The organism is Mesorhizobium sp. (assembly GCF_041661565.1).
Taxonomy (GTDB): domain Bacteria; phylum Pseudomonadota; class Alphaproteobacteria; order Rhizobiales; family Rhizobiaceae; genus Mesorhizobium.
Window position 1 is genome coordinate 1 of record NZ_JBAZUD010000064.1, and the last position, 12161, is coordinate 12161.

Annotated in this window: 14 protein-coding genes; 8 read left to right on the top strand and 6 right to left on the bottom strand. The window is 63.3% G+C overall.

The features are described from left to right. Positions 1-215: 215 nt before the first annotated feature. A complete protein-coding gene (locus WC739_RS13300; protein WP_372953497.1) occupies positions 216-1088 on the bottom strand; it encodes a transporter substrate-binding domain-containing protein in 873 nt (290 codons plus the stop codon). Between the two features lie 129 nt (positions 1089-1217). Between WC739_RS13300 and WC739_RS13305 the strand changes: the two genes are divergently transcribed. After that, positions 1218-2006: an IclR family transcriptional regulator gene (locus WC739_RS13305; RefSeq protein WP_372953498.1), complete on the top strand. Its 789-nt coding sequence runs from the start codon at positions 1218-1220 to the stop codon at positions 2004-2006. A 24-nt stretch (positions 2007-2030) separates the two neighbouring features. Here WC739_RS13305 and WC739_RS13310 read toward each other — a convergent pair whose 3' ends face one another. Beyond that, complete coding sequence (locus WC739_RS13310) at positions 2031-2234, bottom strand: YdcH family protein (RefSeq protein ID WP_224666131.1); 204 nt, start codon at positions 2232-2234, stop codon at positions 2031-2033. Between the two features lie 240 nt (positions 2235-2474). Between WC739_RS13310 and WC739_RS13315 the strand changes: the two genes are divergently transcribed. The 4 genes from WC739_RS13315 to WC739_RS13330 all read left to right on the top strand — a co-directional run bounded on the left by WC739_RS13315 (position 2475) and on the right by WC739_RS13330 (position 6057). Beyond that, positions 2475-2657: a YdcH family protein gene (locus tag WC739_RS13315; protein ID WP_372953499.1), complete on the top strand. Its 183-nt coding sequence runs from the start codon at positions 2475-2477 to the stop codon at positions 2655-2657. 307 nt (positions 2658-2964) lie between these two features. Then, the gene (gene ispG / locus WC739_RS13320; protein WP_372953500.1) at positions 2965-4215 is read left to right on the top strand and encodes a flavodoxin-dependent (E)-4-hydroxy-3-methylbut-2-enyl-diphosphate synthase; all 1251 of its coding nucleotides are present in this window, start codon (positions 2965-2967) and stop codon (positions 4213-4215) included. 148 nt (positions 4216-4363) lie between these two features. Then, the gene (locus tag WC739_RS13325; protein WP_372953527.1) at positions 4364-5218 is read left to right on the top strand and encodes a transglycosylase SLT domain-containing protein; all 855 of its coding nucleotides are present in this window, start codon (positions 4364-4366) and stop codon (positions 5216-5218) included. An 86-nt stretch (positions 5219-5304) separates the two neighbouring features. Next, positions 5305-6057 carry a Stf0 family sulfotransferase gene (locus WC739_RS13330; protein ID WP_372953501.1) on the top strand — a complete coding sequence of 251 codons (753 nt, stop codon included), beginning with the start codon at positions 5305-5307 and terminating at the stop codon, positions 6055-6057. Positions 6058-6094: 37 nt separating this feature from the next. Here WC739_RS13330 and WC739_RS13335 read toward each other — a convergent pair whose 3' ends face one another. Both WC739_RS13335 and WC739_RS13340 read right to left on the bottom strand, forming a co-directional pair. Further along, positions 6095-8434 (bottom strand): response regulator, encoded by a 2340-nt coding sequence (locus WC739_RS13335; protein WP_372953502.1) that lies wholly within the window; start codon positions 8432-8434, stop codon positions 6095-6097. Between the two features lie 130 nt (positions 8435-8564). Continuing rightward, entirely contained in the window at positions 8565-9482 is a 918-nt protein-coding gene (locus WC739_RS13340; protein ID WP_372953503.1) for a polyprenyl synthetase family protein, read from the bottom strand. Between the two features lie 78 nt (positions 9483-9560). Between WC739_RS13340 and WC739_RS13345 the strand changes: the two genes are divergently transcribed. From WC739_RS13345 to WC739_RS13355, 3 genes are all read left to right on the top strand, one after another. Next, positions 9561-10322, top strand: coding sequence for a biosynthetic peptidoglycan transglycosylase (locus WC739_RS13345; RefSeq protein ID WP_372953504.1), 762 nt, complete (start codon positions 9561-9563; stop codon positions 10320-10322). A gap of 139 nt (positions 10323-10461) precedes the next feature. Then, a complete protein-coding gene (gene rpmF / locus WC739_RS13350; RefSeq protein WP_008834724.1) occupies positions 10462-10644 on the top strand; it encodes a 50S ribosomal protein L32 in 183 nt (60 codons plus the stop codon). 221 nt (positions 10645-10865) lie between these two features. Then, positions 10866-11267 carry a hypothetical protein gene (locus WC739_RS13355; RefSeq protein ID WP_372953505.1) on the top strand — a complete coding sequence of 134 codons (402 nt, stop codon included), beginning with the start codon at positions 10866-10868 and terminating at the stop codon, positions 11265-11267. A gap of 10 nt (positions 11268-11277) precedes the next feature. Here the strand turns inward: WC739_RS13355 and WC739_RS13360 are convergent, their stop codons facing one another. Together WC739_RS13360 and WC739_RS13365 are read right to left on the bottom strand one after the other, a co-directional pair. Beyond that, on the bottom strand, positions 11278-11709 hold the full coding sequence (locus WC739_RS13360) for a heme-binding protein (protein ID WP_372953506.1): 432 nt from the start codon (positions 11707-11709) through the stop codon (positions 11278-11280). A gap of 131 nt (positions 11710-11840) precedes the next feature. Further along, entirely contained in the window at positions 11841-12074 is a 234-nt protein-coding gene (locus WC739_RS13365) for a hypothetical protein (protein WP_372953507.1), read from the bottom strand. Positions 12075-12161: the final 87 nt, after the last annotated feature.

Here is a 12161-nt window from a genome sequence, read left to right on the forward strand (position 1 = left end):
ATGACGATGCCGATGGCAATCGAGATGACGGCGAGCTCAAGGCTGAGCAGCAGGCCGCCCCACAGCTTGTCGAAATGCCGCCAGATCAGGTTGAAGTTGAGGGCATAGCCCATGCGTCCGCCTCAGTGCGAAGGGCGTCGAGTGGATCGCGGAAGGGCTGGAATGCCGCCCTTCCGCAATCAGGGGTTAGATGACCGGGAAGCCGGGCAACCCGGTCAGATGACCGGGAAGCCGGGATGGCGAGCCGGCGGTTCCTGGCCGAAATAATCCTTGAACGCGGCATCGTAGAGCGCCGTTTCATGGCCGAACATGGCGATGGTGAAGGTCTGGTTGACGAAGGTCAGCCAGTCGAGATCGCCTTGCCGCAGAGCCGCGCCGTACAGCATGGAGAACCAGCTCTTGCCGGCATCGAAATATTTGTCCGGATTGCGCGAGGCGAGCCAGCGCACGGTGGAGAGATCGACGGCGGCCGCGTCGACGCGCTTGGATTCCAGTGCCTGCAGCACGTTGGCCTGGGTATCGATCTGCATGACCTGCGACTCCGGCAGGGCCATGTGCACCGATTGTTCGGCATCGACATTCTGGAGGATCGAGACGCGTGTCGCCGAACCGCCGGCAAGCAGCTTGTCGAAGGTCTTGTTCTCGGCCGTCGGCAGCGTCAGCAAGGCGACGCCCTCGACATAATAAGGCCGGGAGAAATTGATGAGCTGCGAGCGCTGAGCGCTCATGGTCATGAACTGGATGGTGATGTCGACCTTGTTGGTGGTGACGTTGGGAATGCGCTGAGCCGGATCCTGCATGACGAATTCGACCTTGGTCGGGTCGTCGAAAAGGCCCTTGGCGAGGATGCGCCCCATGGTGATGTCCATGCCGACCAGTTCGCCGGCATCATTCTCGAAATGCCAGGGCGCGTTGGTGCTGCCGGTGCCGACGATCAGCTTGCCGCGATCGAGCACGGTGCGCAACAGGCTGTCGGACGCCGCCTGGGCGGCAGCCTTCTGCGTATCGACGGCCGCCATCACGCCAGCCGTGGCCAGTCCAGCCATTCCCAATTTCAGAAAATCACGTCTTCCGGATGTGTCGTTCACGGCGACCTCCTTTGGTATTGTGTTCCCCTTTGCACAGACAGACACAAGGCTGTGAACTTCAGAGCGATTGTCTCTTACAAGAGACACATGTATCCTGTACAAGACAGATACTAACACCAGGAATCGACAATGCAAGATGGTAGTGCCTCGGCAGTTTCAGCCGACGAGAAGACACCGGCATCCCGCGAAAAGGGCCTCACCCGGGTGCTCGAGATTCTGGACTTCCTGCACTTGACGCAGCGGGCAATCGGCATTGGCGACCTGGCCAAGGGTGTGAACGCGCCGCGTTCGACGACCTACACGCTGGTGCGGTCGCTGGTCGATGCCGGACTGCTGGAAATGGCCGGCGACGGCAACCGCGTCTATTTCGGCAAGAAGCTCTACCTCTATGGAATGGATTATGTTCGGGGCAACGACCTGCTGCGGCGAGGCCGCCAAGAGGTCGACCATCTGTCGCGCGAGACCGGCGAAACCTCCGAATTGTGCATGCTGCAGAGCGGCCGCTACACGATCGTCCATTCAAGCCCCGGCACCAGGCCGTTTCGCATCAGTTCTGCCACCGGCTTGCAGATCCCGCTGCCCTGGACGGCGTCGGGACGGCTGCTGCTGGCGGGTCTGGGGAGGCCTGACATCGAGGCCATGGTGTCGGAGGACGATCTCGTGCTGCCCGACGGCCGCAAGCTGCGGCTCGACGATTTCATCACCGACATCGCGAAGGCGGAAATCACCGGCTATTGCGTCACTTCGGGGCTTGTCGACGCCTATACGAAATGTCTTGCCGCGCCTGTCTTTTCGGCGCCGGGCAGGGTCGAGGCGACGATGTGTCTCGTGGTGCCGATCGACACGTCCGAGGCGCGCACGGGCAGTCTCCTCGGCCTGCTTCGTGATCGTGCCGCGAGGCTTTCAACCGCCGCTTAGCCACCTGGGCCGGTGGCGGCTGGTTCAGGCAATGATGTCGGGAATGAGCTTGTCTTCCAGCGCCATCAGCCGGTCCTTCAGGAACAGCTTCTTCTTCTTCATGCGCTGGATCTGCAACGGATCGCACTTCATGGCGATCATCGCATTGATGGCCGCGTCGAAATCAGTGTGTTCCTGCTTCAGCCGGGAAAATTCGAGGCGGATATCGGCCTTTTCCTGATCGGACATTCTCTACCGTCTGCACGTCTGCGGCGCCCAAAAATGGGCCTCATTGGGCGGGGCCGGCGTCGTTTGCGACCGGCGCGCAGCCCATACCACATTTCACGTTGTCGTGGAATGCTACCACGGATCATTCGACATCGTCGGCGGATGGTGGCACACTGTCACCGTGCCGTCACAGAAGCGAGCCTGCGGTGGACGCGCCTTTGGCGGTTGCAATCGAGGAAACCATGAAAGTGAGAACCAATCATGTCTCTTGCTTCCCATCTTGATGAGTTGCAGCGGAAACACGGCGACATCGAACGAGAAATCGATGACGCGATGAACCATCCATCGGTCGACGACCTCCAGATCGTGAATCTCAAGCGACGCAAGCTGGCACTCAAGGACGAGATTGAAAAACTCAGAGCGGTGAAACCGACGACCCACTGATCCCCTCCTGACATAACCGCTCCAGCGCGGTCTCTTCGCCGGCGGCGTCAGCCGCCGGTGTGCTGTTTTTTGGTTTCCGGCGCAGCCGAGGCTGTCTTCCACGCAGCTCAAATCCGCTTTAGCCATCTTGAGACGGCGGCTCGTTTCCGGTCGCGTGGCTGGCCAATTCGGGCCAGTGCCGACCTGTCGCCATTGACAAGCCATCTTTGCTCCTCCACCTCATGCCGGACTTCAGCGCATCGGCCCGGAGTGTATTTGCGCGTCCAAGAGTGGACGCCTGGCCCTCCAGAGACAAAAGGCTGCCGGCATGACCGGATATTTCTCCTCTCCCTTCCCCCGCCGCACGTCGGTCGGCGTCGATGTCGGCGGCGTGGTCGTCGGCGGCGGCGCGCCTGTTGTCGTGCAGTCGATGACCAATACCGACACCGCCGATATCGACCAGACCGTCGCGCAGGTCGCCGCACTTCATCGTGCCGGCTCGGAGATCGTGCGCATCACAGTCGACCGCGACGAGAGTGCTGCGGCCGTGCCGCGCATCCACGAGCGCCTGCTGCGGCTCGGCATCAATGTGCCGCTGATCGGGGACTTCCACTATATCGGCCACAAGCTGCTGGCCGACCATCCGGCATGTGCCCAGGCGCTGGCCAAATATCGCATCAACCCAGGCAATGTCGGCTTCAAGGACAAGAAGGACCGGCAGTTCACCGATATCGTCGAGATGGCGATCCGGTACGACAAGCCGGTGCGCATCGGGGTCAACTGGGGCTCGCTCGACCAGGACCTGCTGACCCGGCTGATGGACGACAACCAGGACAGGGGTTTTCCGCTGACGGCGCAGGAAGTGACGCGCGAGGCGATCGTGCAGTCGGCGATCCTGTCGGCCGAGATGGCTGAAGAGATCGGCCTTGGCCGCGAGAAGATCATCCTGTCGGCCAAGGTCAGCGGCGTGCAGGACCTGATCGCCGTCTATACCGAACTCGCCACCCGCTCCAACCACGCGCTGCATCTGGGCCTCACCGAGGCGGGCATGGGCTCGAAAGGCATCGTGGCGTCGTCGGCCGCGATGGGCATCCTCTTGCAGCAAGGCATCGGCGACACCATCCGCATCTCGCTGACCCCGGAGCCGAATGGCGACCGCACGCGCGAGGTGCAGGTGTCGCAGGAACTGCTGCAGACCATGGGCTTCCGCCAATTCGTGCCGATCGTCGCCGCCTGTCCGGGCTGCGGCCGCACCACCTCCACGGTGTTCCAGGAACTCGCCCAGACCATCCAGGCGGACCTGCGAAAGAACATGCCGGTGTGGCGCGAGAAATATCCCGGCGTCGAGAACCTCAAGGTGGCGGTGATGGGCTGCATCGTCAACGGCCCGGGCGAGTCCAAGCATGCCGACATCGGCATTTCACTGCCCGGCACCGGCGAGACGCCGAGCGCGCCAGTCTTCGTCGACGGCAAGAAGGCGGCGACGCTGCGCGGGCCTTCGATCGCGGCGGATTTCGAGAAAATGGTCGCCGGCTATATCGAGCAACGGTTCGGTCGCGGCAAGGCCGCGGCCGAATGAGCCCATGCGGAAACTCACCACCGGCGGCCACCTGAAGGCGTATTCTGCGCTGCCGGTGCTCACGGACCAAATGTCCGCTGCGCTCCGATTCTCGAAGCCACCATCATGTGGCGCGCCGGAGCGACTTTCGGCACGGCCTCGGCGCGCCATTCGGCGTTTCCTCTGGGCGACGCTGGTTCTGCTTTGCGCCATGGCTTGCTCCACGGCCGCCCAGGCCGATCCACCGCAATCTGCCAGGCAGAGGCTGATCGACAGGATCTGCACCCTGATCCAGGCCCATGCCGACCAGAACGGCCTGCCTCGGGATTTCTTCGCCCGCCTGATCTGGAAGGAAAGCCGCTTCGATCCCAACGCGGTCAGTCCGGTTGGCGCCGAAGGCATCGCCCAGTTCATGCCGGGCACCGCCAAGATGCGCGGCCTCGAAAATTCCTTCGACATCGGCCAGGCGATCCCGGCGTCGGCGAAATATCTAGCCGAGATGAAGGGCGCCTACGGCAATCTCGGCCTGGCGGCGGCCGCCTACAATTCCGGGGAAAGCCGGGTGTCGCGCTGGCTGGGCTCCGGCGGGTTCCTGCCGATGGAAACCGAGAGCTATGTCTTCGACATCATGGGCGAGCCGGTCGACAAGTTCACCGACCGGGCCTATCCCGGAAAGGTCGAGCCGCTCGACGCGAAGGCGGATTTTGCCGTTGCCTGCCGCAGACTTCCGGTGATCATGTCCCGGACCGTGGCGATGGCTTCGATCAATGTAAAGCCGTGGGGGGTGCAGGTCGCCGGCAATTTCCGGCGCGGCGCGGCGATCAGCCAGTGGCTGCGGGTAAGAGGCCGGTTTCCGGCCCTCCTTGGCGGGCATGATCCGGTGGTCAGCCGGGTGCGCACGCCGATCGGCAGGCGGGGGATTTACGCGGTCAGGATCGGGGTCGACGACCGCGCCGCCGCCAATACCGTCTGCCAGAAACTGCAAAGCGTCGGCGGCGCCTGCGTGGTGGTTCGCAACCGGTAGCTGATCCGGAGCCGGGGTAGTCTCTTTGTCTTGACGCAATACGATGGGAAGACTTGCCCTGCCTCCAACACGACAAGAGCAGCTGGATGTTCGACGCCTACATTATCTGCGGCACGCCGAGAACCGGCAGCACTTTGCTGTGCAAGCTCCTGGCATCCACCGGGACCTCAGGCGATCCTCACTCCTTCTACCGACGGCAGGATGTGCCGGAGTGGGCGGAGGAGTGGAAACTGGCGGCACGCGACACGATGGGAGAACTTGAATTCAACATCGCCTATCTCGATGCCGCGATCACTGCCGGCAAGGGCGGGACAGGCATCTTCGGCCTGCGCCTGATGCGTGAAAACCTGGATGAGCTTTCGGCCGTCCTCGACCTTATTTTCCCTGGGCTTGCGTCGGACAAAGCACGATTCGAAAAGGCCTTTGGTCGTGTCCTGTACATCCACCTGTCGCGCGAGAACAAGCTTGCGCAGGCAGTCTCCCTGGTGAAAGCGGAGCAGACCGGTCTTTGGCACATCGCTCCCGACGGAACCGAGATTGAAAGGGTCGCACCGCCGAAAGAGCCTCAATATGATTTCGAGCGGATCAAACGTGAGGTCGCGAAGCTCGAGACTTATGATGCGGCGTGGAACATCTGGTTCGCGGAGCAAGGGATAAGTCCGCTGCGGATTGGCTATGAGAACCTATCAAGCAACCCGGCTGCGACATTGCTCTTCATCTGCGAAGCCCTGGGAGTTCAAGCTCCGGATCTCCAGGATGTAAGGCCCGGCGTTGCAAGGCTGTCAGACGGGACGAGCCTCGATTGGATGCGCCGCTATGTTCTGGACACGGGCGCCTGATGCATCGCGTCGCCCGGATCCGTTCATACGTGTCGCGTCAGGCCAACTTGGCCACCACCGTCTCGCTGAGCCAGGTTCCGATCTTGGCGCCGAGGCGGTCGGGCGAAACCGGCTTTGGCAGGTAGTCGTCCATGCCGGCCTCGATGCACTTGTCGCGGTCGCCTTTCAACGCGTGCGCGGTAACGCCGATGATCGGGATTCGGGTGCCCGCCACGGCCTCCATGGCCCTGATGGCGCGGGTTGCTTCATAGCCGTTCATCTCCGGCATCGAGATGTCCATCAGGATCAGCTTGGGGCGCAGCATCCTGTACATCTCGACCGCGGTACGGCCGTTGCCGGCGATACGATAGCTCAGGCCAATCCCGTTGAGGATCTGGCCAAACACCAGCTGGTTCACGTCATTGTCCTCGGCGATGAGGATATCGATCGAGCCGTTAAGGGCGGTTGACGATTCCTGCTTTGCCCCGCCAAGGGTCGCCGGGCCGCGGATGACGGTCAAGGCGGGCGGGGACACCAGCGGAATCGGCGGAACCGGTTGACGCGCGAACCGCGCCTGGTCCCCCCGCGCGCGGCCTTTCTGGATGGCCGAGACCACGGTGCCGAGCAGGATCGCCGAACGAGCCGGCTTGGTCAGGTGCGCCGCGATGCCGAACTCAATGACCATCCTGCCGAAGTCGACCTGGTCGACCGAGGTCAGCAGCACCACCGGGATCGAAGCCAGCCGGCTGTCGCCGGCGATGGCTCGCGCGACGTCCATGCCGTTCATGACAGGCATATGGTAGTCGAGGATGATGCAGTCGACGCGGGCACCGAGCTGGCAGGCGCGATCGAGGAAGGCGAGGCCCACGGCGCCGCTTTCGGCGGCGGCGCAATCGAAGCTCCAGCTCCTCAGCTGCTCGATGAGGATGTCGCGGTTGACCGGATTGTCATCGATCACCAGCACGCGGGCTCCGGTGACGTCGACAGGCACGCTTTCATCGCGCGCCACGACATCGTGCGCCGGCAACGGCACCACGAACCAGAATACCGATCCGCGGCCGATCTCGCTCTCGACGCCGATCTTGCCCGACATCAGGTCGACAAGGCGGGCGGCGATAGCCAGGCCGAGGCCGGTGCCTTCATGGCGACGGGTCGACGAACCGTCGACCTGGGCGAACTTGTCGAACACCCTCTGCAGTTTCTCAGCCGGTATGCCGATGCCGGTGTCCTCGACGCGGACCTTGAGCTGGACCACACCATTCACGGTCTCGCCGCCGACATCGATCAGCACATGACCCTTTTCGGTGAACTTGACCGCATTGCCGAGCAGGTTGGTGACGATCTGCCGGAACCGTCCCGCGTCGCCGACGACATGGGTCGGCAGGCGCGGGTCGACACGCACGATCAGTTCAAGGTTCTTCTCCGCGACGCGCGCCGACACCATCGTCGCCACATCCTCCACCGCCTCGGCAAGACGGAAGGGGGCGGGATCGAGGTTGAGCTGGCCGGCATTGATCTTCGAGAAATCGAGAATGTCGTTGATGATGGTGACCAACGCGTTGCCGGATTTGACGATGACATCGGTGAATGTCTTCTGGCGCGGATCAAGGTCCGTCTTGGCCAGCAGTTCGGCCATGCCGAGCACGCCGTTCATCGGGGTGCGGATCTCGTGGCTCATATTGGCGAGGAATTCCGATTTGGCGCGATCGGCGGCCTCGGCCGCGGACAGGGATTCTGCGGATTGGGCGAAGGCACGACGGATCGCCTGCTCCATCGGCCGGAAGATCCAGAATGCGACGATGGCCAGCACGACAACCAGCAGTCCGGTCGCCCACAGCAGCAGCCTGTCGCCGGCAGCGGCTGCCCGATGGCGCTCGCCGTCCATGGCGGTGCGCACACGCACCAGCATCGGTTGGACAAACAGGTCATTCTGATTGCGGATTTCGCGGTCGCTCCAGTCATCGAACGTGCGCGCCACCGACATCAGGTGGAAATTGCGCACCATGTCGCGCGACGACCAGAACAGGTCGCCGTTGACGGAAGCGGAATCGAGCTCGTTGACAGTGCTGGCCGAAAGGAGCGGCTTTATCGCCGCGATCTGCGCCGTCAATCTGTCGATCTCGTCGGCCAGGCGTTCCGAATGGCCGCGCGCCGACAGGGTGAGGGCATCCCGTGTCTCGGCCCGCCAGGCCGGGCCGGCGGTCTCCGCGAAGCTGGCCGCATTGCGCAGGTCGCGCGTGAACACGACCATGTTGCTGCACAGCGCATCGATGTCATGGCGAAAGGAATTGAGCCGATCGAGCGAGACCATGACGGCGGCGGACGCCAGTGCGAAGATCAGCAATCCTGAGACATAGCGCATCCGCACCGACCGGATGAAGGACGAATATTCCGGCATGCGCAACCCCAACATACGCGCCACTTGGTGGCCGGGATTACGCTTCATTTACATTAAAATATCGTTCGTCCGGGGGGTATCAGCTCTATGGTTTCGCGTTCGGATCGAGGCGGGTCTGTGCCTGTCCGGATCAGCTGTTGCGCGTCGCCACGAATGTCGCCGCCTGCTTCAAAAGCATGGCACCGTCGCCGTAAGGCTCCAGCAGTTCATGCGCCTGTCCGACGAGGCCGTTGAGCTGGGCACGCGCCCAGGCGTCTCCATGCAGCGCCACCAGCGTCGCCTTGCCGGCCGCCGCGTCCTTGCCGGTCGCCTTGCCCATCTGGCCGATATCGGCGGTCAGGTCGAGCAGGTCGTCGGCGAGCTGGAAGGCAAGGCCGATCGCCGAGCCGAACTCGGCCAACCGCTCCCGGTCCTCGACGGGGGCGCCGGCGACGAGCGCCCCAGCCTCGCAGGCAAAGCGGATCAGCGCGCCGGTCTTCATGGCCTGGAGCCGGATGATGCCGGCTTCGTCCGGCGGGGCGTGTTCGGCGTCGAGGTCGAGCTGCTGGCCGCCAACCATGCCGCCGGGCCCGGCCGCGCGGGCAAGCGCCAGCACCAGCGCCGAGCGCCGCTCGGCCGGGAGCACGGTGGCGTCACCGGCGATGATGTCGAAGGCAAGCGTCAGCAAGGCATCTCCGGCCAGTATGGCGGTCGCCTCGTCGAACGCCCTATGCACGGTCGGCTGGCCGCGGCGCAGGTCGTCATCGTCCATGGCGGGCAGGTCATCATGGATCAGCGAATAGCAATGCACGCATTCAAGCGCTGCCGCGACGCGCAGGGCCGCCTCGCCGTCGGCGGAAAACAGCGCCGCGCTTTCCATCACCAGGAAGGGGCGCAGGCGCTTGCCGCCGTTCAGCACGCCATGGCGCATGGCCGCCATAAGGCGTTCGGGCCGCGCGATCTCGCCGGACAGCGCGCGGTCGTCAAGCAGCCGCCGCAGCAGCACCTCGACGGCCGCCGCCCGCCTGATGAGCGCCATTTCGAACGCCATTTCGTCGTCATTCGTCATGGCCGGGACCGGTAGCCGACACTCAGACGTTGCGCAAGAAGCCAAGCGCCATTATGCCGGAGCAGGGAGAGGCACGGGTTGGGCGACTTGGCGGAACCGATCGTCGATCATGAAACCGAAAAGCAGGACATGGCGGCGAGATCGAGAGGCGTGAACCGCCGCAATCTCAGACGCTGGGTCCGGCGCGGCATCGTCGTGGCCGCGGTGCTGGTGCTGATTCCAACGCTGCTGACCCTCCTCTATCTGCCGTCATTCGTGCATCCGGTCTCGATGCTGATGCTGAAGGATCTGGCGACGTTCTCCGGCTATGACCGGCGTTGGGTTTCGATCGACGACGTCGCGCCGGTGCTGCCCAATTCGGTCATCATGTCGGAGGATGGCCAGTTCTGCTTTCACCGCGGCGTCGATCTCGGTGAGTTGAGAGGCGTGGTGGACGACGCGCTGGCCGGCGAGGCGACGCGCGGCGCCTCGACCATCACCATGCAGACGGTGAAGAACCTCTTTCTCTGGTCGCGTCCGCTTGGCTCGGTGCGCAAGGTGGTCGAACTGCCGCTGGCCGTCTATCTGGACGCGGTGATGTCGAAGCGACGCATCATGGAAATCTATCTCAACATCGCCGAATGGGGACCGGGCATCTACGGTATCGAAGCCGCAGCACAGCACCATTTCGGCATTTCGGCCAAGCAGCTGTCGCGCCGGCAGGCCGCCCTGCTGACCGTCACCCTGCCAAATCCCATTGTCCGCAATCCGGCGAAGCCGGGACCGGGCCTCAGAAGGCTCGCCAATCTGATCGAGCGGCGCGCCGGCCGTTCCGGCGCATATGTCGGCTGCCGGCGGTAGCCAGCTCAAAAAAAATCGCCGCAGTGCTGGCCAAAACAGCATGGGGCGTGTATAGGCACCCGACTTTCTCAGATTTAGGCCCCGGCATGGCCCTTTCACGAGGGCGGGCGGGGCATTGACCATGTAGTGGAGCATATCCATGGCCGTTCCGAAACGCAAAACCTCTCCGTCCAAGCGCGGCATGCGCCGCTCGGCCGACGCCCTCAAGGCCCCGACCTATGTCGAGGACAAGAATTCCGGCGAAATGCGCCGTCCGCACCACATCGACCTGAAGACAGGCATGTATCGCGGCCGTCAGGTGCTCACGCCGAAGGAAAGCTGAGAACAGCTTTCTTCAAGGTTCCGACTTGGAAAGACCGGCCATTGGCCGGTCTTTTCGCGTCTGGTGGTCGAACAATACCCGTCTCAAGGCGATGCCAGCCAGCCCCTGGCTGACTTTGTTGTTGCACCCGGTCTTCGACCGTGTTCGCGGCGTTCACGAAAAATCTTGACGACGTGCCTGTGGCGCATTCTACAGAAGATTGCCCCACATGGAGACGCCAGATGTTCGGTGCCATCCCGCTGCTGATCGTGCCTTTCGTGCTCTACAATCTCGGCCTGCTGGGAATTTTTGGCGGCGGCGACGATCCGTGGGCGAGCGAGATGCTGTCAATCAGCATGATGTCGGGCGGCGTGTTCTCCATGACGCTCGGCGACCTGATGGTGCTGATCGGGCTGATCTTCCTGTTCTTCGAGATGGTCAAGGCGGCGCGCACGACCAGCGCCTCGATCATGGACCATCTCCTGTCGACGCTGGTCTTCGTCGCCTTCCTGGTCGAGTTCCTGCTGGTCAAGGGCGCCGCGCATTCCATCTTCTTCACCTTGATGGTCATCGCGCTGTTCGATGTGCTGGCCGGGTTCGCGGTGTCGATGCGGTCGGCCAGCCGTGACATCAATTTGAATTAAAGCCGAAGCCTCAGCCCGGATCGGCGGTGAAGCCGGCGGCCTCGATGCCAGCGATCGCCGCGGCTTCGTCATTGTCGGAGGTGTCGCCGGAGATGCCGACCGCGCCGATGATCAAGCCAGATTTGTCGCGGATCAGCACGCCGCCGACGACCGGCAGCACACGCCCGCCCGACACGTCCGAGATGCCGGCAACAAGGTGCGGGCGTTCCTTGGCGAAGGCCTCGACGCGGCGCGATCCCATGCCGATGGCCAACGCGCCAAAGGCCTTGCCGGCCGACATTTGCGGACGCAGGAAAGAGGCGCCGTCCTGGCGCTGGAAGGCGACCAGGTGGCCGCCGTCGTCAAGTACCGAGACGCCGAGCGGCTTGAGCTTGAGCTCGGCGCCCTTGGCAAAGGCGGCCTCGATGATCTGCCTGGCTTTCTCGAGCGGCAGTGCGGTCATGGCTTTCTCCTGTTTGTCGACGGGGCAATCACCGGCCATCGGCGGCGGTAAAATCCCCGGTTGAAAATTTCGTTGCGTGACGTTGCGGACTGGAAGGCGCTGTCGTTGCAGTCCGGACAGGCGCTGCCGTGCTACTTCTTCTTGGCGCGGGCCGGCTTCTTGACTGGAGCGGCGGGCGCGTTGGCCAGGTCTTCCGCTTCCTTGGCGAGCCTGAGCGCGCGCAGCTTGTTGGTCTTGGCCTGGCGGGCGTCGCTCTCTGCGGCATATTCGGCCATCGCCTTCTGGCGGACGGTTGCCGCCTCTTCCTGCTTCTTGAAACGCAGGTCGGCGCGCGCGCGGGCGGCATCCCGAGAGTTCTCAACCAAGACCTGTTCCAATCCCGTGAAGTGTGATTTTCCACTTATTCTAGCAGAGTCGGGTTCCAAACGGGAAAATAAGTTGATCAGGCGGCC